Source organism: Acinetobacter sp. Tr-809 (assembly GCF_011753255.1).
GTDB lineage: Bacteria > Pseudomonadota > Gammaproteobacteria > Pseudomonadales > Moraxellaceae > Acinetobacter.
Genome location: NZ_VWVZ01000003.1, coordinates 326,792 through 353,446, shown reverse-complemented (window position 1 = coordinate 353,446; position 26,655 = coordinate 326,792). Strand labels below are relative to the sequence as shown.

The 26,655-nt window shown below is 40.0% G+C and carries 26 protein-coding genes; 17 read left to right on the top strand and 9 right to left on the bottom strand.

Going from position 1 to position 26,655, the window contains the following annotated elements; translation table 11 throughout:
* Positions 1-22: 22 nt before the first annotated feature.
* From glyQ to F3J02_RS09010, 5 genes are all read left to right on the top strand, one after another.
* Entirely contained in the window at positions 23-1,012 is a 990-nt protein-coding gene (glyQ, locus tag F3J02_RS09030; protein ID WP_004775941.1) for a glycine--tRNA ligase subunit alpha, read from the top strand.
* Positions 1,012-3,081: a glycine--tRNA ligase subunit beta gene (glyS, locus tag F3J02_RS09025; RefSeq protein ID WP_167248663.1), complete on the top strand. Its 2,070-nt coding sequence runs from the start codon at positions 1,012-1,014 to the stop codon at positions 3,079-3,081. Before glyQ ends, glyS begins: the two co-directional genes overlap by 1 nt.
* Before the next feature lie 71 nt (positions 3,082-3,152).
* Complete coding sequence (locus tag F3J02_RS09020; protein WP_167248662.1) at positions 3,153-4,907, top strand: ATP-dependent nuclease; 1,755 nt, start codon at positions 3,153-3,155, stop codon at positions 4,905-4,907.
* Between the two features lie 105 nt (positions 4,908-5,012).
* The gene (locus F3J02_RS09015; RefSeq protein ID WP_167248661.1) at positions 5,013-5,435 is read left to right on the top strand and encodes a hypothetical protein; all 423 of its coding nucleotides are present in this window, start codon (positions 5,013-5,015) and stop codon (positions 5,433-5,435) included.
* A 223-nt stretch (positions 5,436-5,658) separates the two neighbouring features.
* Positions 5,659-6,069 carry a hypothetical protein gene (locus tag F3J02_RS09010; RefSeq protein WP_167248660.1) on the top strand — a complete coding sequence of 137 codons (411 nt, stop codon included), beginning with the start codon at positions 5,659-5,661 and terminating at the stop codon, positions 6,067-6,069.
* A 93-nt stretch (positions 6,070-6,162) separates the two neighbouring features.
* On the opposite strand, the gene F3J02_RS09005 is transcribed toward F3J02_RS09010, so the two are convergent.
* Together F3J02_RS09005 and F3J02_RS09000 are read right to left on the bottom strand one after the other, a co-directional pair.
* On the bottom strand, positions 6,163-7,518 hold the full coding sequence (locus F3J02_RS09005; RefSeq protein WP_167248659.1) for a S8 family serine peptidase: 1,356 nt from the start codon (positions 7,516-7,518) through the stop codon (positions 6,163-6,165).
* Positions 7,519-7,593: 75 nt separating this feature from the next.
* Positions 7,594-7,896, bottom strand: coding sequence for a hypothetical protein (locus tag F3J02_RS09000; protein WP_167248658.1), 303 nt, complete (start codon positions 7,894-7,896; stop codon positions 7,594-7,596).
* Between the two features lie 617 nt (positions 7,897-8,513).
* Here F3J02_RS09000 and F3J02_RS08995 point away from each other — a divergent pair.
* Complete coding sequence (locus F3J02_RS08995; RefSeq protein ID WP_167248657.1) at positions 8,514-9,128, top strand: hypothetical protein; 615 nt, start codon at positions 8,514-8,516, stop codon at positions 9,126-9,128.
* Between the two features lie 65 nt (positions 9,129-9,193).
* Here F3J02_RS08995 and F3J02_RS08990 read toward each other — a convergent pair whose 3' ends face one another.
* Positions 9,194-10,465: a hypothetical protein gene (locus F3J02_RS08990; protein ID WP_167248656.1), complete on the bottom strand. Its 1,272-nt coding sequence runs from the start codon at positions 10,463-10,465 to the stop codon at positions 9,194-9,196.
* Between the two features lie 121 nt (positions 10,466-10,586).
* Here F3J02_RS08990 and F3J02_RS08985 point away from each other — a divergent pair, with 121 nt between their 5' ends.
* Positions 10,587-11,366: a class I SAM-dependent methyltransferase gene (locus F3J02_RS08985; protein ID WP_167248655.1), complete on the top strand. Its 780-nt coding sequence runs from the start codon at positions 10,587-10,589 to the stop codon at positions 11,364-11,366.
* Positions 11,367-11,384: 18 nt separating this feature from the next.
* Positions 11,385-11,954 carry a hypothetical protein gene (locus tag F3J02_RS08980; protein WP_167248654.1) on the top strand — a complete coding sequence of 190 codons (570 nt, stop codon included), beginning with the start codon at positions 11,385-11,387 and terminating at the stop codon, positions 11,952-11,954.
* 48 nt (positions 11,955-12,002) lie between these two features.
* On the opposite strand, the gene F3J02_RS08975 is transcribed toward F3J02_RS08980, so the two are convergent.
* Complete coding sequence (locus F3J02_RS08975; RefSeq protein ID WP_167248653.1) at positions 12,003-12,566, bottom strand: hypothetical protein; 564 nt, start codon at positions 12,564-12,566, stop codon at positions 12,003-12,005.
* A 161-nt stretch (positions 12,567-12,727) separates the two neighbouring features.
* On the opposite strand from F3J02_RS08975, the gene F3J02_RS08970 reads away from it, so the two are divergent.
* Positions 12,728-13,363, top strand: coding sequence for a class I SAM-dependent methyltransferase (locus tag F3J02_RS08970; protein WP_167248652.1), 636 nt, complete (start codon positions 12,728-12,730; stop codon positions 13,361-13,363).
* On the opposite strand, the gene F3J02_RS08965 is transcribed toward F3J02_RS08970, so the two are convergent.
* Complete coding sequence (locus F3J02_RS08965) at positions 13,357-13,827, bottom strand: Holliday junction resolvase-like protein (protein ID WP_167248651.1); 471 nt, start codon at positions 13,825-13,827, stop codon at positions 13,357-13,359. The two genes, F3J02_RS08970 and F3J02_RS08965, sit on opposite strands and share 7 nt — an antisense overlap.
* Positions 13,828-13,957: 130 nt before the next feature.
* On the opposite strand from F3J02_RS08965, the gene F3J02_RS08960 reads away from it, so the two are divergent.
* The 4 genes from F3J02_RS08960 (at position 13,958) to yccS (ending at position 18,902) form a co-directional block, all read left to right on the top strand.
* Positions 13,958-14,602, top strand: a complete 645-nt coding sequence (locus F3J02_RS08960; RefSeq protein ID WP_167248650.1) for a ParA family protein — start codon at positions 13,958-13,960, stop codon at positions 14,600-14,602.
* 123 nt (positions 14,603-14,725) lie between these two features.
* Positions 14,726-15,820, top strand: coding sequence for an AI-2E family transporter (locus F3J02_RS08955; protein ID WP_167248649.1), 1,095 nt, complete (start codon positions 14,726-14,728; stop codon positions 15,818-15,820).
* 108 nt (positions 15,821-15,928) lie between these two features.
* A complete protein-coding gene (sodC, locus tag F3J02_RS08950) occupies positions 15,929-16,510 on the top strand; it encodes a superoxide dismutase family protein (protein ID WP_167248648.1) in 582 nt (193 codons plus the stop codon).
* Positions 16,511-16,751: 241 nt separating this feature from the next.
* Entirely contained in the window at positions 16,752-18,902 is a 2,151-nt protein-coding gene (yccS, locus tag F3J02_RS08945; RefSeq protein WP_167248647.1) for a YccS family putative transporter, read from the top strand.
* 18 nt (positions 18,903-18,920) lie between these two features.
* Here the strand turns inward: yccS and F3J02_RS08940 are convergent, their stop codons facing one another.
* Both F3J02_RS08940 and F3J02_RS08935 read right to left on the bottom strand, forming a co-directional pair.
* Positions 18,921-20,156 (bottom strand): MFS transporter, encoded by a 1,236-nt coding sequence (locus tag F3J02_RS08940; protein ID WP_416224647.1) that lies wholly within the window; start codon positions 20,154-20,156, stop codon positions 18,921-18,923.
* Between the two features lie 361 nt (positions 20,157-20,517).
* Complete coding sequence (locus F3J02_RS08935) at positions 20,518-20,889, bottom strand: hypothetical protein (protein ID WP_167248646.1); 372 nt, start codon at positions 20,887-20,889, stop codon at positions 20,518-20,520.
* A gap of 180 nt (positions 20,890-21,069) precedes the next feature.
* Between F3J02_RS08935 and F3J02_RS08930 the strand changes: the two genes are divergently transcribed.
* The 3 genes from F3J02_RS08930 to F3J02_RS08920 all read left to right on the top strand — a co-directional run bounded on the left by F3J02_RS08930 (position 21,070) and on the right by F3J02_RS08920 (position 22,976).
* The gene (locus F3J02_RS08930; RefSeq protein WP_167248645.1) at positions 21,070-21,945 is read left to right on the top strand and encodes a DUF4349 domain-containing protein; all 876 of its coding nucleotides are present in this window, start codon (positions 21,070-21,072) and stop codon (positions 21,943-21,945) included.
* Positions 21,946-22,057: 112 nt separating this feature from the next.
* Positions 22,058-22,648 (top strand): NAD(P)H-dependent oxidoreductase, encoded by a 591-nt coding sequence (locus F3J02_RS08925; RefSeq protein ID WP_167248644.1) that lies wholly within the window; start codon positions 22,058-22,060, stop codon positions 22,646-22,648.
* 13 nt (positions 22,649-22,661) lie between these two features.
* Entirely contained in the window at positions 22,662-22,976 is a 315-nt protein-coding gene (locus F3J02_RS08920) for a putative quinol monooxygenase (RefSeq protein WP_167248643.1), read from the top strand.
* Positions 22,977-23,288: 312 nt separating this feature from the next.
* On the opposite strand, the gene F3J02_RS08915 is transcribed toward F3J02_RS08920, so the two are convergent.
* Entirely contained in the window at positions 23,289-24,053 is a 765-nt protein-coding gene (locus F3J02_RS08915) for a DNA polymerase beta superfamily protein (RefSeq protein WP_167248642.1), read from the bottom strand.
* Between the two features lie 136 nt (positions 24,054-24,189).
* Here F3J02_RS08915 and F3J02_RS08910 point away from each other — a divergent pair, with 136 nt between their 5' ends.
* Complete coding sequence (locus F3J02_RS08910) at positions 24,190-24,978, top strand: xanthine permease (RefSeq protein ID WP_167248641.1); 789 nt, start codon at positions 24,190-24,192, stop codon at positions 24,976-24,978.
* A gap of 257 nt (positions 24,979-25,235) precedes the next feature.
* Here F3J02_RS08910 and F3J02_RS08905 read toward each other — a convergent pair whose 3' ends face one another.
* Entirely contained in the window at positions 25,236-26,645 is a 1,410-nt protein-coding gene (locus F3J02_RS08905; protein WP_005201297.1) for an FAD-binding oxidoreductase, read from the bottom strand.
* Positions 26,646-26,655 lie beyond the last annotated feature (10 nt).

Genomic DNA, 26,655 nt, shown 5'->3' with positions numbered 1-26,655 from the left:
GTTTGATTCCAGTGGATGCACCATGAGTCGTGCTATATCGCATATTGATACATTTCAGGGCTTAATTCTTGCCCTACAAAACTATTGGGCGGAGCAAGGCTGCGTCGTATTACAACCATATGATATGGAAATGGGCGCAGGTACATTCCACACTGCAACCTTCTTACGTGCATTGGGGCCAGAAACTTGGAACGCGGCTTATGTTCAACCATCACGTCGTCCGAAAGACGGTCGTTATGGCGAGAACCCGAACCGTTTACAACACTACTATCAGTTCCAAGTGGTACTTAAGCCAAATCCAGACAATATCCAACAGCTTTATCTCGATTCATTAAAAGCCATCGGGATTGATACCCTAACTCACGACATTCGTTTCGTAGAAGACAACTGGGAATCTCCAACGCTTGGCGCATGGGGCTTAGGTTGGGAAGTTTGGTTAAATGGTATGGAAGTGACTCAGTTCACTTACTTCCAGCAAGTTGGTGGTATTGAATGTTACCCAGTGACAGGTGAAATCACTTACGGCTTAGAACGTCTTGCGATGTACCTGCAAGGTGTAGACTCAGTTTACGATCTGGTTTGGACCAAAGGTCAATTCGGTACCGTAACCTATGGTGATGTATTCCATCAAAATGAAGTTGAGCAATCAACCTATAACTTCGAATACGCGCCAGTCGATAAAATGTTTGAACTGTTTGACTTCTATGAAGCTGAAGCATCTCGTTTAATCGAAGCTGAATTACCACTTCCTGCTTACGAGCAAGTGATCAAAGCATCTCATTGCTTTAACTTGTTAGATGCGCGTGGTGCGATTTCTGTGACTGAACGCCAACGTTATATTTTACGTGTCCGTACTTTGGCGCGTTCAATTGCTCAAAGTTATGTGGCTGCACGCGCGAAACTTGGTTTCCCTATGGCAGAACCACATTTGCGTGATGAAGTATTGGCTCAACTTAAAGCACAAGTTGAAGCAGAAGCAGCCCAAGCTGAAAAAGCGAAGGAGAATAAATAATGACTCAACATACAGTTTTATTCGAACTTGGCTGTGAAGAACTTCCACCAAAAAGCTTAAAAACATTGCGTGATGCACTCAAAGCAGAAACCGAAAAAGGCCTAAAAGATGCAGGCTTAAACTTCTCTGCTATCGAAGCCTATGCTGCACCACGTCGTTTAGCATTGAAAATTGTTGATATCGATGCGGCTCAAGCAGATACACAAAAACGTTTTGACGGCCCTGCGGTACAAGCTGCTTATGATGCTGAAGGCAAACCGACCAAAGCACTAGATGGCTTTATGCGCGGTCAAGGCATTACGGTTGATCAGCTTTCAACGTTCCAAGCAGGTAAAGTTGAAAAAGTTTGCTTCTTGAAAGATGTCAAAGGTCAAAGTCTTGATGTTTTACTACCACAAATTTTACAAACTGCATTGGATAACTTGCCAATCGCAAAACGTATGCGTTCAGCGGCAAGCCGTACTGAATTCGTACGTCCAGTAAAATGGGTGGTGTTACTGAAAGATGATCAAGTGGTTGAAGCAACTATTCAAGATCATAAAGCAGGTAATGTGACTTATGGTCATCGTTTCCATGCACCTGAAGCCGTGACTTTGGCGCATGCAAATGACTACTTGGCGACTTTAGAACAAGCCTATGTAGTTGCGAACTTCGAAAAGCGTCAAGCGACCATTCAAGCACAAGTCAAAACATTGGCAGATGAAGTCAATGCGACTGCAATTGTGCCAGCAGATTTGCTTGATGAAGTAACCAGTCTGGTTGAATGGCCGGTTGCTTTACGTGCAACTTTTGAAGAGCGTTATTTGGCTGTTCCTCAAGAAGCTTTGATTACCACCATGCAGGATAACCAGAAGTATTTCTGCTTAATCAATGCCGAAGGTAAATTGCAGCCTTACTTCATTACCATTTCAAATATTGAGTCGAAAGATCCGATTCAAATTATTGAAGGGAATGAGAAAGTTGTACGTCCACGTTTATCTGATGCGGAATTCTTCTTCTTACAAGATCAAAAGCAACCGCTTGCATCTCGTAAAGAAAAATTAGCCAATATGGTGTTCCAAGCACAATTGGGTACACTTTGGGATAAATCAGAACGTATTGCTAAATTAGCGGTGGCATTGTCTCCAATTACGGGTGCAAATGTTACAGATGCTGAGAAAGCTGCGTTACTTGCGAAATGTGACTTAACCTCTGAACTTGTAGGTGAATTCCCTGAGCTTCAAGGGATTGCAGGTACTTACTATGCACGCCTTGAAGGTGAGAATAACGAAGTTGCCGAAGCTTTAGGTGAACAGTATTTACCTAAGTTTGCTGGTGATGTATTACCTCAAACCAAAACAGGTACAACCATTGCGCTTGCAGATCGTTTAGACACATTGGTCGGTATTTTCGGTATTGGTCAAGCACCAACGGGTTCGAAAGATCCATTTGCATTACGTCGTTCTGCAATCGGTATCTTGCGTTTAATCATCGAAAATGAACTTGATGTGACGATTGAAGAACTCGTTAACTTTGCCTTGCAAGGTTATGGTGACATCATTAAAGATCACGATAAAACCCGTGCGGATGCAGTGGCTTTCCTTGAAGGTCGTTACCGTGCCAAATATGAAGATCAAGGCGTTGCCGTTGATGTGATTCAAGCAGTTCAAGCACTTGCACCAAAATCTCCTCTTGATTTTGACAAGCGTGTCACTGCGGTCAATCATTTCCGTACCTTACCAGAAGCGGCTGCATTGGCTGCGGCAAATAAACGTGTTGCCAATATTCTTGCCAAAGAAGCGACACCAGAAGGTGCTGTGGTTGAAGCCAATCTGGTTGAAGCTGCTGAAAAAGCGCTTTATGCAGAATTGTCTGCCCTTTCTCCAGTGGTTCAACCTTTGCTTGCTGCGCGTAACTACACAGAAGCATTGTCTAAGCTAGCTGCGCTTCGTGCACCAATTGATGCCTTCTTTGAAGGTGTAATGGTCATGGCAGATGATGCAGAATTAAAAGCCAACCGTTTACGTTTATTGGCTCAGTTGCGTGATTTGTTCACGGCTATTGCGGATGTAAGTGTATTGCAGGGTTAACTATTTATAATACTTGATCTTTTAAATAAACCCCGCTATAAAATAGTGGGGTTTATTTATTGATATCAAATATGAAGTTTATAAAGCAAATTGAAATTAGAAAGTTTAGGTCAATCAACCATCTCAAAAGTTACAAAGCAAATGATTTAAATATATTTGTAGGAAAAAATGACCAAGGAAAATCCAACATTTTACGAGCTCTGAATCTTTTTTTTAATAATGAAACTGATATAAATAAAAAATTTCGCTTTGAGCAAGATTATTCATTCAATGCCAGTACAGGTACTGGCTCAAGAAAAGAGATACGAATTGATCTCACAATAGCCCTACCAAAAGGTAGATTTAATATTAACTCAGAAATAAAATGGACAAAAAAATGGAAGCAAGATGGATCAATAATTGATGAAAGAACTGTTATTAAAAATGGAAAAAAATTAGAGCCCAATACAAATGTCTATAAATGGTTGAACAAATTACGCTATAGATACGTTCCTGCTATAAAAAGTGAAACATACTTCCACAATCTAATGGAAGATCTACATGATGTTCTCAACTTAAAATTCAATGAGGAAATTAGTAAAAAAGGTACGAGATTTATTAGTGGACTACAGGATATAACTCAAAATATAACAAATGATTTATTTAGCTCTTTAGGGCTGAAAAATACTTTACAAGTTCCATCCGATTTTAAACAGCTTTTTTCAAAACTTGACTTTGGAGTAAATGATGATGGAAACATCTATCATTTAGCCCAACGTGGGGATGGTATTAAAGTTAGACACATACCAATAATATTATTTCATATGGCAAAGGAAGAACAAAATCTTTCTATACCTGGGTATGTAAAGCCTGATACTATCTGGGGTTTTGAAGAGCCCGAAAATAATTTAGAAATGAAATATTGTTTTGATCTAGCAACTGAATTTTTAAAATATGCTCAGGACTTGCAAATATTTTTAACTACTCATTCCCCTGCCTTTTATGCAATAAAGGAAGAGGAGAAAGTCAAAGTAGGTTTCATTTACAAGGATGAAACAAAGTGTACTGTAGTTAAAGATATCATGAATGACGACGAAATTCATGATGAAATGGGATTATTACCTTTAATAACACCATACATTAAGCAAATTAATGATTATAAAAATGAAAATTTATATTTAAAAAGCCAATTAGATAGTTTAGGGCACAGAATTAAATATGTTGTACTAACAGAAGATCAAGATACAAAATTTCTAGAATCTTTTTTGGAACTACACGATTACCCAAAACCTATAACAGAAATAATTTCTTATTACACTTCATCTCAGCTCACAACGTCAGCTTTTAGTGTAGCTAAATATATTCATAGTAAAAGACCTGAAGTAAAAATAATTATACATCGTGATCAAGACTACTTAACTAAAGATGAAGTAACTGAGCTAAAAGAAAAGATTCAAAGAAATGGATATAATGCATTCATTACACCACATATCGACATAGAAAGCCTCTTTATAAACATAAATCATATTCATTACTTATATCCAAGCATTACTAAAGAAAATATACAGAATTTGATAAATGAAAGTATTCATGAGACTTATGAAGATTCAAAGAAAAGGTTTTTTAACCACCGAATGGTTTCAGTTAATGTGAAAGATAACCCTTATAAAGATATTCAATCTCTTGAAGAGGAGTTCTCAGAGAACATCCAAACATTATTTTATGGCAAGAAAGTATATGGCTTACTTACCAATAAACTAAACTCGTTAGTGAGAGGTAGACCAAATTTGATTCAATCAAGCCCATATCTATTAAGAGATGAAATTTCTAGATTTTTCCAAACTTAATAGTTACCTAATGTATCAATTTCATATCATCCCCACTCTTTTCTTCGGCTTAACGATAAGATATAAAATCTCGATTGCGACACTATCGTGGAAAGGACAGACAAGATGATGAATAAAGTACAACTATTATGTGTTACGACGGCACTGATTGCATCGTCTTCGCTTTGGGCAGCAGATACAACCAACACGACAGCCAATGTATCTAATGCTGTCCCTGAAAAAGCCATGCCCTATGGCGACAATCCAAGCCTAGGTCGTATTCTGCTATATAAAACAGGTAAAGGCATGCAGAATCTCGGTGATTCAATCCAAGGCGCATCTGAAAACACATCGCAAAAGATGAGTGAAAAATGGAAAAGCACCAAAGAATACTCAGCTGAACAAGCTGAAATTGTTCAAGAGCAAACCGAAAAAGCCAAGCAATACACAGCCAAGAAATGGCAAGACACCAAAGATGCTGTAGTTGGCACCAATGAAGGCAATGTCCCGATCGAACGTGCTGAACTCAGCCAGTCCTCTAAAAACTAAATCCCAAAGCCTCTACAACTTAGAGGCTTTTTTAAAATGGGTACTTGAATGAAATAGTGCTCTATTTATATCTGATGCAAAACAATTTACCTATCTTGCTTCCGTTATAGTTATTTGAAAAATAGGCTTTAAATTTACAGTGTCCGCTCAAAACATTCATTGAACTTCACGTACTTTGTCGACACACTAAATCTAATAAATTCATCGGACTGGAATTTTGCACATGAAGCAACGTACTTTCAAAATAATTTTTGTTTCCTGCATCAGTGCAATCAGCTTTACTGCTTGCTCAGCACTCTCTACACAGAACAATGGCGCACAAACATTACAGCAAGTGAAGAATATTGGTGCCACACCATCCACTGAAGGTAATATTGCAAAACTGATCAAACAAGACCAACACTGCAACATCGAATTTACTGGCTATTTTGAAGGCGGTCAGGCGGTTGAACACTGGCGCTTCGACCAAAATGGTTTAATTTCAGCAGGCTCTGCCACCCAACACTATAAAGATAAAACACTTGCTCAACCAACAACTGCAACCGCCTTTGATGTGCAAGATGTAACTGTTCAAGCCAACTTTCAAAAACTACAAAGCAACTTTAGTGCGGATAAGCTAGCACAGTGTCATTAAGCACATAAAAAAACTCGTTGCATCTATCTCTAGCTGCAACGAGTCATGGCTTTTAAACTATTTTTGGATCGATGTTTAAACTATGAAATAAACTTAATTCGAACTAAGTCCACTGGTTGCAGATAGTAAATCAATACGTGGGAACACCAAACCAGTTCGCGTATCGGTAATTGGCTTACCTGTTACTTTCAAACGATTTACAGTTTGATCGATGGTCTCTGATGGTGTCACGCCATTGGCACGTAATAATGCGATTGCACCTGCAACATGAGGCGCTGCCTGTGAAGTTCCACCTTGAGTTTCACCACCCGCTGTAATCATTGCCCCCGGTGCCAATAAAGTCACCAATGAACCTCCATTACTAAAGCATGTAATTTTATCCGCAGCTGTGGTTGGATCAGAGCATTTCAACGGATTACCCCAAGACACACCACCAATATTACTATCGTACACAGCACCTACGCGTACTGCACCTTTCACACAGGCTGGTGAAGAAATCCCATCAGCGAAGGCATCATTACCCGAAGCCACTACAGGTACAACACCTGCTGCACGTGCATTGGCAAAAGCCGTACTATAGCTACTGTTGCTACATTCAGATGTATATTTCACCCCAGGCACACCCAAGCTTAAATTAATCGCTTTAATGTTATAGGTTTGCGCATTATTTACGGCCCAGTTAATGCCTGCCAGAATATCGCTATCATAAGCGGTACTTGCCCATTGCCCTTGTGATCGAACTTTTCTAAACACATCAATCCCAATAATTTTGGTTTTAGATGCAACTTTGGCAACAATCCCAGAAACGTTACTGCCATGCCCATCATCATCCAAGCTATTATCATCAGGTGCGCTATCAAAGGCATAAACCACACGGCAAGTTGAAGCTGGGGTATTGACCGCAGTACAGCCAAAGTCAGCATGTTTATAATTCACGCCAGTATCAATCACCACCACACTCGAACCCTCTCCAGTAAAGCCGTTGCTTACAGCTTGTGGCTGATTGATCAACGGCAGGCTTTCCATTGTGGTCGGGACATTTTTACGGTTTGGATAAACACCTTTTACAGCGGGATCATTTAACACTTGTGCTAAAGTTTCACGATTTTGAATTCGATATAAACCTAAAGGCAGACCATTAAACTCACGTAAAGTTTGAAAGCCTGTCGACTTGCCAAATTTATTTTTAAACTGGCTTTTGCCATCAGCAATCAAACTACGTTTTTCTAGCCCCAAAGTAGTGCTCGCAGTATTGCTTTCATACTCGATGAGTAAATCATTCGAATCATTATCAACTAAAGCATCAATATTAATTTTACCTTTTGCTACTTTGTTGAGTGCCGCCGAGCTGAGTCGTTGTTTGAGTTGGACGGCATTGAGTGTTGCTGCTGAAGTCGTGGTGGTTATAAAAGCACATAGGCTTAATAGTAATAAGGTTTTATTGTTCACTATTGGTCTCCATCGTTCTTGGATAAAGAACTGTTTTAAATGCCTGTTTTTCTTGGGTAAAGAAATCCAGATGATTTAGAGTTTTTTGATTTCATTTGCTGGATCAGTATCAGGATCGATCGGTTGTATCGAAGGATCACTTTTAGTGTCATAAAATTGGACATCTTGCTGAGAAGCATCCAATGTGTTTGAGTTGGTATGTTCTAGTCGTTTCACCTCCACTGGTTTTGTTTCTGATGTTATTGTTTCGGAATGTTGAGTGCTCATGTGATATACCGCAGTGTCGTCAGTTGAAGCTGGTGCTTCTGATGGCTCGAAATAGAACACCACCACACCCAGCCCAACCAATACAATTAAAAATGCAGCAATCTGTTTCATTCATTTTCTCCAGCATTTTATTTACTGGCCTTTACTCGGCTTTCAATTATTTTTCTATAAATCACATGAATAAAATTTAAAATTCACTTTAAATTTCACATACTTCAATACAATTGATAGTACTCAAATCACAGGTGATTCAAAGTACTTACACACTAGGCCATTTAATATCTGCCTAGATAGCTCAAGATTACAACGCTATCCATTGTGCGCCTTAAAAATAAAATTGCATAAAAAAAGTGCAACAAATATTTCATATATATTTACCAAGCAATAAAAATGCCACTATTTTTATCTTTTTTGAATCTGTTTAAATTTATTTAAATATTCTTAATCTTCATATTAAAACCTCTAAAATATAAATTTTAAATGAAAAATTTGCTGTATCCAAACGTAGCTAAATTGATCTTTTACAGGTGCTTATATTCAAATAAAAATTATACTTTTCATGTTCTTAAAATTGTAATTACTCTCCACAATTCCCTTCTACAGTGTTTTTAAGCTGTAATCAGGTTGTAACGTTTTGATGAAATCCATAGATTTCTACTTTTTGCTGGCTATGATGCAATGGCGTTGATGAAGTACCCCAATACGGTACATCGCTTAAGGAAATCGCAATGAAAAAAATGATCAAAACAGCTATCGTGACAACAACTATCCTTGCTTCTGCTTCAGTTTTTGCAAAGAACGTCGGGGCAAATGCAAGTGGTTCAGCTCAGGTCAATGTCCAATCAGGCGGTCTGATTAACGGCGTCACAGGTGCATTAAAAGGTACAGCTCAAGGTGTAGGGCAAGTCGCTCAAGGCGTAGGTCATACTGCACATAATGTAGGCCACACAGCGGTAAACACTGGCGTTGCAGCCACTCAAAAAACAGTAAGTACAGCAACAAATGTTGGCTCACAAGTGGCAAATAAAACAGGTGAAGCAGTCAGAAATACGAAAGACTATGTAGTTGATAAAGCCGTTGATGGTAAAGAATTGGCTGTAGATACGACTGCAAATGTAAAACAGCGTATTGCAAATAAACAGACAACTTCAAAATCTAAATCTTTAAACTTAGGTGCTCAGACCAATGCGCAAGCACAAGTGAATGGTAAAGCTGCATCCGTAAATGCAAAAACAGGCTTAAATGCGGATAAAAAGAACCTCCAAACAGGTGCGAATGTCGGTGTTAAAGTATTAGGCGTAAATGCCAACGTGAATACCAATGCAAAAATTGGTGCAAATTAACATTCTGTTAGATATAAAAAAGCCCTTTGAATATTCAAAGGGCTTTTTTATTGGGAAAGATTCATTCAGCATAATTGCAGTTTAGTGTGCTCATCTGCATTATTTTCAATAAAGTGCGTCTGACCTTGTGCATCGCAACTTAAAGTCAAATTTTTATAGCTCAGACTATAAAAATCTGCATAGTGCTTAAACACTAGTGGGGATTGATCAAGTGCAAATGGCTCCCCCTCTTTGACCAATTTGTGAATTCCACGATCATTCATGCTCAAGAAATAATATTCATCATTCAATCTGAGCTTCACCAAACTATTGGCAGTCAAGTTTAATGGCAATAGATATGTTGGATTAGCTGCAATGATCTCTGCGTTATAACTCTCTAATTTCAAGCTTGCCAAATTAAAAACCAAAAACTGATTCTGTACATTCACCACATTGGCAGCTTGGGTCTCGGTATGTTGCGCAAAATGCAGATGTACGCCGAGCTTATGTAAATTCTGTTCCGTGCCTTGTTTGAGATTAAACAGCTGCTGTACCAACTTCTGTTTGAGAGCAGCATCAAAATAACGCTCATCTAAGGCAATGTCGTTCTGTTGCAGTATTTTTAATAAAGCCTGATGATGGCGTGGCAACAAAGCATCCAACACGTGTCGATAATAAAACTTGCTTTGCTTCTTAACTTCCCGAACCCGCTGATAGAAATAAGTGATTTCAAATGGTTTAACCACAAAATCATTCAGCAACTGAGAACTAGCCAAGACCGAAAGTGCTTCATGCCCCGTAAATGGCAAATGAATCACATGCATTTTAGGTAATAAGGGTTGGATCTTTAAGAAATGCTCTTTGTCTTCTGCATAATATGGGTCATAGACAATAATGTATTCACGTGATGAATCCACCTCATCGGCCTGAATCTGCATATCTTGATGAATAGACGCATCAAAAAACTCAGCATAACGGCGATCGTGTACCACATCAGGGTCAATTGAATACTGTGGTACAAAAGCCACAATCTTTTGCATATTCAATAAATTTGAATACTTGATTGCAGCATAGCCACCCATGGAACCGCCATAACCAACAATGCCTTTGAATTGCTGCAAAATTGGCTGAATCTGCTGCTGCATCTGAAGCATGCTACTTTTCGGAAACCATGATTTATGCTTCGGCATAATGCCGATTACATTGTATTGATATTTTATTAAGGATTTTTCAGCATTAATTGACATTCCTTTAGCACGACTAATCAAATCGCCAAACGAAATCACTAAAGTGTCACTTGAACCTTTTAAAAAAATAACGCGAATATGCTCATCTTCAAATATTATTTGCTTATCCATGCTCACACTGAAAAATTGATCCTAGGCTTGTCGCAAAAAGTCACCAAATGATGGCTTTGCCAAACCATAATTGCGGAGTATCTTATTTTATAGAGATAAGACAGATTAAAAAGCGCAAAAAATGACACAATCCTTACATCCCACTGCTCAAAAAGGCTTTAGTTTAGGGGCAGAACTCTACCAACAGGTACGCCCCAGTTACCCGCAAGAAATAGTGGTTTGGCTGCAAGATCGACTCAAAATAGGTGAAAGTTCCACTGTTGTAGACCTTGGTGCAGGGACTGGCAAATTCTTACCTTACCTGATTCAAACACAGGCAAAAGTGATTGCAGTTGAGCCTGTCACTGAAATGTTGCAGCAACTACAACAGGCATATCCCACTGTCGAATGCTTACAAGCCTTCAGCACACAAATCCCAGTAAAAGATGCATCAATGGATGCCATTCTCTGTGCCCAATCTTTCCACTGGTTTGCCAATATCGAAACGCTCAGTGAAATGCATCGGGCACTTAAGCCATCAGGCCATTTAGGGCTGATCTGGAATCAACGCGATACTGCTGTCGATTGGGTCAAAGCACTAGCCGATGAAATTTCGCCTTTGGAAGGGGATACACCGCGTTATCATAGTGAACAATGGAAACAGGTGTTCGAAGGACAATCCTTATTTAAATTGGATGGATTAACAACCTTTCAACAAGCGCATCAAGGCACGGTCGAACAGGTGGTGAGTAAACGTTTGCTTTCCACCAGTTTTATCGCTGCGATGCCATCAGCAGAGCAACAACAGTTAAAAGCAAAGTTTGAACAAATTGTATTTGATTTTACGGGCTTAACTGCGCAAGATCAGATTAGCTTCCCCTATACCACTTTTGCATACCATTTCCAGAAAATATCAAATTAATCTTGAACGAGTTGAGCTATGCCTAATCTTAAAATCACATTTGCCATTACCTGTGTACTTAGTTCAGCGCTGATGCTCAGTGCATGTAATAAAGACAAAGAGCCTTCTACCAATAAAGAGCAGCAAAGCAGTTCAACTAATGACGCGATTGGCCAACTGAATCAAACACCGATCAAGCAGTTCCCTGCCACAGCAGATGATGGTCATGATATTGCGATTTTAGAAGATTATGACAATCGCTTTACCGACATGAGCGACAGCATGGAAATTGAATTGGCCAAAATGAAAGAAGCCAATACGCTAACACCTGAATTTGAACAGCAGCGCCAAAAAGACAATGTAAAATCTGCGCTTGCCATGCTGAAAGATCTGGAACTAAAAACTGAACAAGGACGTTATATCCAAGGCTTGCTCTATGACTATTGGGAACAACAAGCCAAAGTTTTAGAACAAGGAAATGCATCAACTCAGTCTCAAACGAACACAAACAAACAAGTCAATCATCTGAATGAATATCTACACGCCCAAAGCCAGTTACATCACTGGAAAAGTGCACAAGCACCTGAAACCAAAATGCAAGCTGAATAACTAAAATAAATAAAAGGGGCTGATGCCCCTTTTATTTCACATTCATTATTAAATATTCTGTTTTTCGATCCACTGAATCGAATTCACACGAAATAGTTCACAGGCGCCATCACCCACTCCACCAGGGGTCAAAGAGGATTTCCATACCAAGTCCTTATCTCGGATCTCGACCAACTCACCTTTGAGTTGAACCAAGTCACCGCGTTTCACTTGCTTGATTTGTTTGGCAATCTCTGGATTGGCTGGAATAATGTGCATATTCGAGACCAGTTTGATCGCTTGGTCTGGTGGCACTGGCAAGGTATTCATTTTCCAATTCAAATAACGATCATATTGACGCACATCAATCGTTCGGGCGATTGCAGGATCGGTAAATGCTCCCAAACTCACCGCATAGTCGATCGGAGAAAATTTGGCTTGCTCATCGTCATGATAGACTTTTGAACCGAGAATACGGAAATTACCATCAAAAGGTTTTAATACCGAAATCGATTGATATTCCACAACAGGCGCTAAGCCATTGGCAATGTTATATTCTGCCTGACCAGTTGATGCATGTGTTTGCCCAATTGCAGCCACCATGCATAAACTCATCCATAGACGTTTTTTCATGGCTCGATTATCCTCGAAAATATTAGAAAAGCCTTTCTCTTGATAGTATGCTGAGATGGTGAAAAAAAGTGCTTTTTTTAGTAACAGTCAAACTCAGTTTAGTCATATTTTTGTGCTGTTAGTGAAGTATCCTCTTTATTAAAACCGACGAATGGATCTCTATGATTTACCAATTTTATCAACGTCACATCTTTCCTCATTTACTCAATCAAGTCATGCAAACTGCCAGCTTGATGGATCGACGTCGTGAATTATTGCTTCCACTCGAAGGTGAGGTGCTCGAAATTGGTTTTGGCACAGGGCTGAATATTCCTTTTTATGGCAATGTCGATGCGCTATATGCCTTAGAACCAAACCCAGATATTTATCAATTGGCAGTTGAGCGCGTGCAACATGCGCCTTTCTTTATTAAACATGTGCAATCCAGTGCAGAGAAATTGCCCTTCGCAGATGCTTCTTTAGACCATATTGTGTCGACATGGACACTTTGTAGCATTGCTGATCTTGAACAAGCCTTAACCGAAATATATCGGGTGCTGAAACCAACAGGAACCTTCCATCTGGTTGAACATGTCAAACATCCAAACTCGGCAAAAATACAGTCCTTGCAAACGCTACTGACCCCAATTCAGAAGCGTATTGCCGATGGTTGTCACCTAAATCGGGATATCGAAAGTCAGTTACGACAAGCCAAGTTTAAATTCATCGAAAAAGAATATTTTGATGCAGAAGGAATCCCATCTGTGGCACAAACAATGCTGTTGGCGCGTGTACAAAAATTAGAAACACCTCATTGATCTTCAAAATCAATTCGTAAGGTTTCAAATCGGATACGCCCTTCTGCAACTGCTTGAGCAATCGCCTGCTGTCCTTTGCTTAAGCGTGCACCACCACTTTTAATATCCAATAAAATCACTTCAATATCTTCGGCTGTGCCATCCCCATCTCGGAAATCGGTATAACCATCAAAAATAACGTAGTCGACAGGATCACCCAAAAACTTGGCATCGCTCGGTAAATAACGAAATTCAGGCAAGATTGGTGCAAACTGCTCTGCCATTTTTCCTTTTAATACCGCACGACTGGTATTGACACTACGCTTCTGCGCATCAAGCAAAGCCTGTTTATGTTCTAACTCTAGTTCAGCGATATATTTTTCATACTCAGCCTGAATCCGACCATTACGTGTGCTGGATAAAATAATCGTCGTAATCACGACACCAATACAACCACCAATCAGCATCGCAAGCCAAACCGACATAGCAACTTTCCTTTTTTTGAATGCAGCTATTTAACTGCAACATTAAACTTTTGTCATGTGTAACACACTTGACCGAAAAAGATGCTAAGGTATAAACGAATACGAGAGCCTAGTTAATAAATCTAATTTCATGAAAACCATATTAATCGCAAATCAAAAAGGTGGCTGTGGCAAGACCATGACAGCTATTACACTGGCGGCAGCACTATCTCAAAAAGGATATAAAGTTGCGCTGGCTGACGCTGACAACCAAAAATCATCTTTGCAATGGTTAAAGCAACGTCCTGCAACCGTCACAGGTATTCAAAGTCTGGATTGGCGACATGAAAAATCAATTGGTGAAGCACCAAAGAATTTAGATTATTTAATTATCGATGCACCTGGCGCACTTTCAGGTGAACATGCAGAGCAATTGGTCAGCGAGGCACATGCCATTGTGACACCGCTGCAGCCGTCATTCTTTGATATTGACAGTACCCGTCGCTTCTTAAAACATTTACAAGACATCAAGCGTATTCGTAAAGGTAAAGTGCAAATCCTGTTGATTGCCAATCGTGTCAAACCAAACAGTGCCAGTTCAAAGGATATTCAAGACTTCTTTAGTAAGATTGAACAAGATCCTGTGGCTTGGATTTCCGAGCGTAGCGCCTACGGTACATTGGCAATGCAAGGACTGAGTGTATTTGATAAGACCCAGAAAAACTTTGTCAGCATCCAGAGCCAATGGCAGCCTGTTTTAAACCAATTAGTTGATGATCCGAGCGAGTGGTTCTAAGGCTTTGCAAAGAAACGTAATCTTTTGATATCAAATCCTAAAACCGGGAAATGAAAATTTCCCTCGCCTACTTTTTCAGTTAAGATGGTTTTATTCAATTTCTAGCACTTGAGAAATACTATCGTGCAACAATACGCTCCCATATTACAACGCGTTTTGCTGTTTGGACTGTTCTTTGTCCTGCTCTTTTTGGGATTCAGTATTCTCAAATACTTTATTGTCCCTGTCCTTTGGGCCGCAATTATTGCCTATATGACTTGGCCCTTATATCTATGGGTACAGCGTCGTTTCTTTGGTGAAAACCGACCTACACTGAATGCCACACTGATGATTAGCTTGGTCATTATCGTGATTGGTGTGCCATTTATCTGTGCAATCTTTATGTTGCAACTTGAAGGTCGTAATTTATATTTTAATTTACAGCGACAGTTATTTTCAGGCCATGTTCAAGTTCCTGAATTTATCAAAAATCTACCGATTATTGGCAAAGACATCAGCCGTACTGTCAATGAACTCAGTAATGATCCGAATAGCATTACCAAGAATATTGCCGAATGGATTCAAAGCCACCTCAGCTATGGGCGTTTTGTACTCAGTGAAATTAGTCGTAACTTGGTCAAACTGACTTTTGCACTGATGACCTTGTTCTTCTTCTACCGTGATGGACAAATGATCTTGGCACAGGTCAGTCGCGCCTTGGAAATGGTAATTGGTCCGCGTGTCCATCATTACTTGGATACCATTTCTGAAACAACACGTGCCGTGGTTTACGGTGTTGGCTTAACCGCCGTTGCGCAAGCGATTTTGGCTGGTCTTAGCTACTTTGTCGCGGGTGTGCCTAACCCAATGCTACTGACTATGGTCACCTTTATCTTGGCGCTGATTCCTTTTGGAACACCTGTCTCATATCTTGGGGTAGGTCTGTGGCTATTCGCCCAAGGGCAAACCATGGAAGCGATTGGTGTTGTGGTTTGGGGCGTTGTGATTGTCAGTAGCTCTGATAATGTGATTCGTCCATTGGTGATTTCAGGCGCGACCCAGATTCCATTCATTCTGATTATGTTTGGGGTATTGGGTGGTATTGCGAGCTTTGGTCTGGTCGGTCTGTTTATTGGCCCTGTGATTTTAGCCATCCTGTTGGCAATTTGGCGCGAATGGCTGCATGAAAATGTAGATGAACCTGTTGCAGCTTTAGAAGCACCCCCCGAAAGTAAGTAGGTTTGTTTTGTTTAAATTTTTGTCATCAATTGATTAATGTTACTTGCGGGATATCGCTTACTTTGTTTGAATCGTCAAATAAAGATAATTTATAAGGATATCTTCGCAATGACTTCAATGCTTCAAAAAATCTCTCTGCTGGGCTGTCTGAGTTTAAGTATCGCAGCCTGCTCTTCGGTTTCTCTCGATAACAATGCGGCTAAAATCCAGACCAAGACCAGCACAACTGATCAAAAGCAATTGATCCAAGTCTATCAAGTCGATGCCAATGGTGTTGGTGCTTCAATCGGAACTGTTTCATTTCAACAAACACCTAAAGGTTTATTAATCACCCCTGCTCTTTGGAAACTTTCTCCTGGCGAACATGGTTTCCACATCCATGAAAATCCATCCTGCGAAGCGGCATTAAAAGATGGAAAAATGGGCGCAGCCTTGGCTGCAGGTAGTCACTTAAATCCTGAAAAAGTCGCACATCATGGTACGCCTGAAACGGGCCACTTAGGCGATTTACCTGTATTGGTAGTCAATGAAAAAGGTTTTGCGACAACTCCAGTGATTGCGCCACGTTTAAAACTGGCTGATATTCAGAATCGTGCGATCATGATCCATGTCGGTGGGGACAATTATTCAGATACACCAAAACCATTAGGCGGTGGTGGTGACCGTATCGCCTGTGGTGTGATTAAGTAATCTGAACACTGTGGGTATCTTCCGAGTTATCCACAGTTGCTCTGCTTTTAGCCATTTTTATTTCTTTTTCAATCTCACAATAACAAAATCCAACTGAGCATGAATTTTGCATCTCATCTCTTATTTTAAAGATCATACAAATATTAATGCTAAAAAATAGTGCCTCTTGTTGGCTAACAATGCTTTGCTTTGGGAAATTTATTTGTATGATGATTTCAGAACATATTAAAGAATAAGAATCGTGAAAAATTTATCCCTCCTATTCAATCGCTTTCGCTCCAACTCGATTCTGCTTTATTGCTTACAAATCCTGATTGTGCTTTGCGGTACAACATTAGGCTTATATCAGCTTGGATTCGGGCAACTGATTGTACCTGTGACCTTGGGCGCAATTGCGACCGCATTGACTGACTTTGATGATCGTCTCAGTATCCGTTTACGCAATCTGATGTATGTCTGCGTGCTGTTCTTTACGGTCAGTACCATTTTAGAGTTTCTCGCCCCCTATAAATTTTGGTTCATTGTTTATCTCAGCCTCTCCAGTGCAGCGTTGGTCATAATGGGTGCGCTTGGGCAACGCTATGCCACCATTTCCTTTGGCACGATTTTACTTTCGATCTATACCATGTTTGGTTTAGGAGAATATTCAGCTTGGTATCAGCAACCGAGTTATTTTGTATTGGGTGCTTTGTGGTACGGACTGACTTCAATCTTATTTTTTGTTATTCGCCCAACCTTACCACTGCAAGAAAAGATCTCCACTATTTTTCAGGATATTGCTGAATTACTACAGACCAAATCACGTTTATTCGACCCAGATAATATTGATAATGTTGAAACACTGCTATTCGAACTCTCTCAAAAAAATAGCCAAGTGGTCAGTAGCCTGAATCAGGCCAAAAACTCCTTACTGACGCGCTTAAAAGCGTCTCGAGTTAACAACACCAGTATTTATTGGCTGAACTTATATTATTTTGCTCAAGACATGCATGAACAGGTCACCTCTAGCTATCTGCATTATGAAAAAATTCATCAGAATTTTAGCCGTAGTGATTTAATTTTCCGTATTCAAAAAAATATGCAGCTACAAGCCTTGGCGTGTCATGATTTAAGCCGAGCGATCTTAGATCATCAAAGCTATCAGCCCCGTGAATCAGCCAGTAAAGCACTAGAAAATCTAGAATCGTCGATGCGAGATTGGGTGCAACAACACCCCAATAATCTTGAAGTTAAAAATCTAGAGCTGATCTTAAATAATTTAAAAAGTGTGCATGAGCAATTTACTCAACTGCAACTCAATCAAAATATTGAACAGCTTTCACCACAGCAACATCAAGATCATTTGAACTTACTCGATGATGATATTCAGGGTGTACAGGATCTTATTTTAAAAATCAAACAACAACTTAGTCCACAATCAGCGCTGTTCCGCCATGCAGTCCGTTTGGCTGTAATCTTTGCAGTGGGCTATGTCATTTCCTTATTGCCTTTTGCCCAAAATGGCTACTGGATTTTACTCACCAGTTTATTTGTTTGCCAGATCACCTACTTTGCCACCAAAAGCCGTCTCAAGCTCAGAACCATCGGTACTTTACTCGGGGTGTTACTAGGTATCCCCATTCTTTATTTTGTGCCAAGTATTGAAGGCCAATTGGTATTAACTGTCATCTGTGGAGTCTCATTTTTCTATTTAAGACAAAAGAAATATGCACTTGCCACTGTCATGGCGACCTTGATGGTGTTACTGATTTTTAATTTAAAAGGTGCAGGTTTTAGTATTATCCTGCCACGCATTATTGACACTTTTATTGGTTGTGCGATTGCATGGCTCGCAGTCAATTTCATTTGGCCCGATTGGAATTTCCGCAATATCTCCAGCAACATCAAGAAAAATAATCAAACCACCTTCGATTATTTTCATGTGGTGGTACAGCAGTATCATCAAGGGCGTGAACTCGATCTGGAGTACCGAACCACTCGCCGTGCAGCACATAACGCCCAGATCGAGCTGTCTAATATGATCTCAAGTCTGAGTACCGAACCTCAGCCCAACCAAGAACTCATTCAGCATGCCTTTCGCTATTTGGTCTATAGCCATAGCCAACTTAGTTATGTCTCAGCCTTGGGACATCAACGGGAAAAAATTGAAGATCAGGCGTTGTTAGAACTACTGGATAAAATTGAGAATGTGCTCAAGCAAAGTCTGATCGAACAAGCCGCTATTCCGCAACAGCAAGTAGAAGGCTTGCTCGAAGAGATTGATATCCTAAATCAACAGCATCAGGTCTCTGAAAAGCACCCTTTGCTGTTAAAACAAATGAGTCTGTTGCTCGAGACCTTGCCTGAGTTAGTCATGTTAAAAAATAAACTGCTCACCTTAGAAATTAAGTGAGCAGTCAGTGGGATAAAGTTAATTCAACCCGTCTTGTTGACGTGCCAGCATATGTTGCTTCAAAGCATGACGTGGTGAGCTAAACCAAAACACAATCAAGACCAGACTGGCTAAAGCAAATGCCCAAATATGGAAATGCGTATACAGCACACGAACCAATTCAATCACGACAAAATAACTGATCATCATCAACATCGAGACCGCCGCCGCAACTGTTCCTTTTGAGACTTCTGAAGACATCAGTGCAAAACGGTACATCACCGAGAAGCTAATCCCCTCACCCAAACTAATTAAGGTCATACCAATCAATAAACAAGGCACCAAATAGCTTTGCCAAATGACACCGAGCAGCAAGAATACTGTACCCAATAACATGATCGGCAGACCATACAAAATGGTTTTACCTAGCGGGAAACGATCAATGATTTTGATGAGGATGATATTGCCCGCAATTAAGCCAAAGAACACAGGAAACTGTGCCAAGCCATATTGCACACTGCTCAATTTCAGCTCATCAACCAAAATGATTGGTGATAAAGCAATCCATAACATCAACGGCATACCCACCATCGGTAAGGCAATGCTTAAACCCAAGAAACGACGGTTGCTGAATACCTTTTTAAAGTCATCAAAGATATAACTAAAAGGCTGTTTCGGTTGTTTACGGCTTTCTTGGGTCGCAGGCATAAATTTCTTTAAGCCAAACCAACTGATAACAGACACCGCAGCAATGGCGACGAAACCCCAATGCCATGACACATAATCAATCAGGAATGCCCCCAATACAGGGCCAAGCAAAGGCGCCAATAAAGAAATATTTGCCATTAATGCCATGACTTTGATCGCATCACGCTCTTCAAAGGTTTCTTGAATGGCTGCATAACCCACTGCAGAAATGACACTTAGCCCCATACCTTGTAAGAAACGCAGCGTCAGGAATTGTTCAATATTGTGGGTCAATAAAATCAGTAAACAACAAACCGTAAAGAATGCCACACCTGCCAAGAGCACTTTTTTACGCCCGAGACGATCCGAAAGTGGTCCTAATAGCCAAGCGACACTGGCACCACCCAACAAATAAAATGACATTGACGATGGTGCCCACGTTGCACTGACTGCAAATTGTTCTGTAATCGACAACATCGCAGGTTGAATCAAGTCATTACCGATATAAACTGAAAATTCGAATAGCACTAAAGCTAAAGGAAACATGAGCGTTATACGGTTTAACGTCATGTTCTGATTATTCGTCATCATGTTTTATTCACAAAAATAACCAACTCGTGTTCGTCCCATTTTTCAAAATGAAAAAGGGATCATCACCACAAGATTTTATGGCTTAGATTTAAATTAAATTTTGATTTCATGCTGTGAGAAAGCATGTGATAAATGTGAAAACACCGTATTCACTAGGTGTATATAAGAAAAACAATTTATTTACGTGAGATTGGTAAATGTTTTACCGTTTGGCTAAATTGCCACGCGCAACTGTAGCACTATTTCAAAATGACCGCAATTTAAACAGCCGATAACGCCCATATTGAGATGTGTATAACCAAAAAGTTATCCACATCTTTGCTGTTATTTCGTACGCAGCTCTAAATTGAACCTATACTTATGGACAGAGATCAAATTGGAAAGTCTCAGTATTCTCGCCTCTGGCACATTGATAGCTTTGCTTTTTATTCACCACTTTCCAAACATCTTGATTGCGTTTTAATTGATATTCTGTCCGCACAGCAATCACAGAATCATCCAATTGTGCTTGTTCCACGGTTACCTGTGCATCTGTTGGATTCTCGGCACTGTTAAATTGCTGGTCTATTTTTAAATTGCTGTCCTCATGAAATAGATTGGGCTGATCCGATAAGATCGCATGCATCACCGTACTCTTTTGCACAGCCGCTTGTTGCTGCGATGGTGCTGTTGGTTGATGACATGCTGTGAGAAATAAAGCAGATCCCAAGATCATCGCAATTTTATGCATTTTGTACCTATCCAATCCATTTAGCTCATTTATGCTACTATGCAAAACTAAATTGCCACGCAACAAAATGTATGTGGCATGCATTAAATTTGTTGTCGTCATCCAAGATGATGATCATAACAAATGATTAAAAAAACACAGTTTATAACAGCAATATCACCACACTTTGGACATGCCGATATGTCAGATTTAGCAAAAAAATTAACGATTATTTTAATCCTCGGAAGCACCACCTTAGGTTGCTCGAAAAAAGAAGAAGGCCATGCCAGTGATGCAGCTGTCGCGACTGAAAGTGCGGCAATGGACAGCACTGCGGTTCAAGAAAATGCCGTTCAAAATCCAGAACAACTGGTCAGCAATCAACAGAGTGCTTTGGAACAAAATCGTCAATTGGTCAAAAGTGCACAACTGCAATTTGAAGTGAAGGACGTGTTAAAAACCACATCAGCACTGGAACAACAGTTATTGCAATACAATGGTTATATCGAAGAAAAACAGATTAATTATCAAGTCAGTGACCGATCTGAGCGTGACCGTATTGATGGCAGTGTCGATATTTATGAAAAGATCACACCCACCGTGCAACTCACGGTTCGTATTCCTAATGCACAGGTGACTAGCTTCTTAAATAATTTATTGCCACTCATGCTGAACTTTAATACCCAGAGTTATGAAGCAAAGCGTTATGAATTAAAATTGCTCGAAGAAAAACTGAATACCGCCAATCAAAGTAACAGCGGATCAAATGCGGTGAACAATCAGCTGCAGCAACTGACCAATTTAGAAGTTAAAGATCGTTTGGCCTATAGCACCATTCGACTGGAATTCTTCCAGCAGTCACAAGTACGTAAAACGCATGATCTGAATATCAATCGTATTGCCACCTTAGACAGTGATCCGTTATTCAGTCGGATTTGGGAAGCGATTAAAGTGGGTTTATACGGCTTTAGAGAAACCATTATTTGGTTAGTCATGCTATGGCCGCTGTACGTAGCGATTGCGATTTTATGGGGCGCTCGTCGTTGGTATAAAACTAAAAAATCCAAAGTTGAATAGTTCAATTATTGATTTTTGATCAATAGTATTTTGCTCATTTATGCATTTTTACTCATGAATAGATTTTCTAAAATGCTTTCCAGTTTTTAGAGATTTATTTTTGAGTAATCGCATGAGCAATATTTTAATTATTAATGGCGCCAAACAATTTGAACATTCAAATGGTGAATTGAATGACACCTTAACCGAGTTTTCTAAAACGCATTTAAAAGCTTTAGGTCATAGCGTTCAAGTCACCCGTACTGACAGTGACTATGATATTCAAGCCGAAATTGCCAAATACCTATGGGCAGATGTGGTGATTTACCAAATGCCAGGCTGGTGGATGGGTGCACCGTGGACCATGAAAAAATACATCGATGATATCTTCACGATTGGGCATGGTTCACTTTATGCCAGTGATGGCCGTAGTCGTTCAGATGCCTCTAAAAAATATGGTTCAGGTGGTTTAATCCAAGGTAAAAAATACATGTTGTCTTTGACATGGAACGCACCGATGGAAGCCTTTACCGATCCAGATCAGTTCTTCCACGGCGTGGGTGTGGATGGTGTTTATTTACCTTTCCATAAAGCCAATCAATTCTTGGGTATGGACTCACTACCGACTTTTATCGTGAATGATGTCATCAAGGCGCCAAATGTGCCAAGTTATATCGAAGCGTACAAAGCACATTTAGACCAACTTTTTGCAGCAAGCCATTAAGTGAGAAAATAACATGCTAACCATTATTGCTGAAATTTATACATATGCAGGTGCTGAACATCGCCAAGCGGTATTAGATGCCTTTGAAAAAATCATTCCAACGGTACTGGCAGAAGCTGGCTGTCATGGCTATGAGCCTTTGATTGATCATCTTCCTGCGATTGAGATGCAGGTCACTGATGAGAATACGATTGTCATGTTAGAGAAATGGCAGAGTACTGCTCATTTAGAAGCCCATATGCAAACTGCCCATATGCAGCAACATTTTGAAGCAACCAAAGACCATGTTGCCGATGTGAAAATCCGTATTCTCAACAGTGGGATTTAGAAAAAGGTTCACGATTAATCGAACCCTCATAAATTTTATGATACTCGGCAACGTCACTACAACCTGAGCGAAGATCAACAAAGCAACGCTTTTTCTGACCGCAAGATAACTGTTCCTTGCGGAGCTTCGCTCCTCATCCCGAAAGAAAAGTAGGGCTAGCCTGAACAAAGTTGAAATATATTTCAACTGAAGTGCAAGACTTCGTGGCTGATCCTGAAATTGGATGAGTATTTGACCAGACTCCGATCATCTTATTTTCTATTAGATAGATGGACATTGAAGTCGAACTCAGCTAATGAATAAAGCCTGGCTTTACTGATAGTAATGCTGTTTTAAATGACGGCTATAATCCGTTAAATAAGCTTCCAAGCTTGCACGACGATCAGCCTTCGGCATCGACTTTGCTGCCAGTTGCTCAATCTTGCTTTGCAACAGTTGAAGAATCGCAGCTTGTTCCGCTTGGGGTAGCTGTGCTTTTTCTTGCTGCTGCTTTTTAATCTCCAGATAATCTTCTGCCCAATGCCGTAATGGATCATTTGCATCCACTTGTGCAAACAGATCGGTAATCAGTAATTCAGGCATCTGCTCTCGGGTCGCCAATTCGGCTGACATCAAACCACGAATCGAATAAAACACTTTTTTATAAGTAAAGTTATCTGCGGTTTGCATCACTTTCATGCCACCTTTTGCCAGTGATAAATAGTGGTGATACAACGCACTATAGTCGATTCGCTCAAGCAATCCATCACGGAAGATCTGCCATTCTGGAAAGGCATTAAAATAGACAATATGTGCTCTAACCCACTCCAAAACAGTAGGATTACTTTTTGCCAATAACCCAAACATTTTATTCAGGTCATAAGAGACAAAGTCAAAGTCCCCATCCATGATCTCGATCAAGTCACGATGTTTTTTATAATCAAAATATTGATCTTTACTCGATAGATGAAAACCGCGTACATCGTAGTCACTATCAGGACTGGCCATGCCCCATAAACGGCTACCACTCTCGATATAAAATAATGGGATATCTTGGCGTTGTTGAAATAGTTTTTCGATTTCGTGATGGATATTCATTGCGATGACTTCATTATTTAAAAATTTATACTTGTGAGAAACAATACTATTTTTTACCGTACTCATTAATTTGATTTTAAAAAAATTATCGTTTGATAAAATCAATCTCTATTCAATATAACAAATAGGAACATGCATGCAACTGACTTATGCGGGACAGGTTTTCTTGGTGGTGGTTGCGATCTTGTGTGTCTGGTCTTTTGTGCTGACAAAGTTTTGGCTAAAACGTTTAGCTAAGAATCGTGACAGCAGTAAGTTTGAATTTGCTTATTTATTTGTGGTGGTGTTTAGCATCAGCTCCTTATTTTTCCCTTTTACTTATTGGGTGTCGCAAGCTGTATATGGTTTAGCGACCAAGCCAAGCTATGATGCAACTGTCGTGAGTTATAGCTCAGAATGGGTCGATACCGAACGTACAGATTCCAACGGGCGTAAATATAAAACTCAAACCTTAATGCATACGGCTCAGGTTCAATTCAAGGATGATCAAAACAGAACATTAGTCTTGGATAATTCAGTCCGTTCAGGTGACGTGCCTGTAGTCGGAGATCATATTCAAGTCGTTTATGAAGCAGGTGATCGTTCTGCACAAGAAAAGAGTTGGCGCACAGGACTACTGTTTGCCGCTACCCTATTTATGCTGTTTATTATGGGCTATATCTTGGTCATGATTATTGCCTATGCTTTGAATCGGAATATGGAGCCTTACAAAGCCTTTGCTAACGTCTTAATTTTTAGAATTACCCTTCCACTCGGCACAATGGCGATGTTTGGGATGCTGTCTTATTCGATTTTTGCTTATTTCTTTTTGGGCAATCCACAGAATATACCTGTCTGGGCCGTTGCGATTTGCAGCTTCTTTTCGCTCTGTCTTTTACCGCTGATTTATCATATTTTGACAGGTTGGAAAGCGTATAGAAGATAGATAAGCCAAAGTTCAGATTACTATCGTGCGGGCGGCATGGATGCCGCCGTGTGGAACTGCTGTACAAGGACGTACTGTCAGTTCCACAGAGGATTTTTGCCTACTTTTGATCCTTCAAAAGTAGGAAATACCCATATAAACATTGTTCAAAACTCACTTACTAATAAGTATGAATCTATGTAAAAATTTTCTTAAATAATAAAAAAAGCGCATCTTTCGATACGCTTTTAGCAGAACTTCTTTTATTTAATCAAGCATTAAAGATCAAATAATTTTCCTGGGTTCATAATCCCGTTCGGGTCAAACGCCAACTTCAATGCTTTCATATATTCAATTTCTTCAGGCGAACGTGAATACTCTAAATATGGCTTTTTGGTCATACCGACACCATGCTCGGCAGAGATCGAACCATCATATTTTTTCACGGTATCAAACACGTATTTATTCACCACCTGACACTTGGCAAAGAATTCATCTTTAGTCAAATTTTCAGGTTTTAAAATATTGAGGTGCAAGTTACCATCACCAATATGACCAAACCAGCAAATCTCAAAATCTGGATAATTATCTGCAACAATCGCATCAATTTCTGCAATAAATGCAGGTACATGGGTAATTAATACAGAGATGTCGTTTTTGTATGGAATAAACGGCGCAATCGACTCTGAAATATCTTCACGCAAACGCCATAAGCTTTGCGCCTGTTCAAGACTTTGGCTCATCACGCCATCAACAACCCAACCTTGTTCCATACAATGCTCAAAAATCTGCATTGCCTTGTCCATGATTGGTTCATACGGTGCTTCAAATTCCAATAACACATAGAACGGACATTGCGTTTCAAATGGACGTTGTACATGACCGCGATCCAATACTTTCTGCATTGCCAATTCACCAAAGAATTCAAAAGCAGTCAGATCAATTGCGTTTTGGAAAGCATGTAATACAGGCATCACTGCTTCAAAGTCAGGCGCACCCAATACCATGACTTGTAAGTTTTGTGGCTGACGCTCAAGCTTGATTTCAGCTTCTGTCACTAAACCAAGCGTACCTTCACCACCAATAAATAAGTGTTGCAGCGAATAACCTGTCGCATTCTTAATCATGCCTTTGTTTAAACGCAGCACATCACCTTTACCTGTCACCACGGTCAAACCGAGTACCCAGTTACGGGTCATGCCATACTTGATGACTTTAATACCGCCCGCATTGGTGCCGATGTTACCGCCAATCTGGCTTGAACCTGCTGAAGCAAAATCGACTGGATAATACATACCCTGTTCTTCGGCATAATTCTGTAATTGCTCAGTCACCACGCCTGCTTGAACACGGACCATACGATCTGCTGGGAAGAACTCAAGAATCTGGTTCATCTTGTCAAAGCTAATTACGATTTCGCCATTGGTTGCCACCGCACCCGCAGAAAGGCCAGTACGACCACCCGACGGGGTAATCGCGACATTAAATTGATTGGCAAGTTTAACAATGGCCTGAACTTGTTCAGTGCTTGAAGGGAAAACGATGACTGATGGGTTCGGATCAAAATGTTTGGTATGATCTCGTCCCCAATTTTCCAAACTGTCGGCATCGGTTTTAATTCGGTTTTCACCCACAATTGCCGTTAATTGGGTCAATAACTCAGGTGTTAAAGCGACTGAAGCATTCATCGTTTACAGG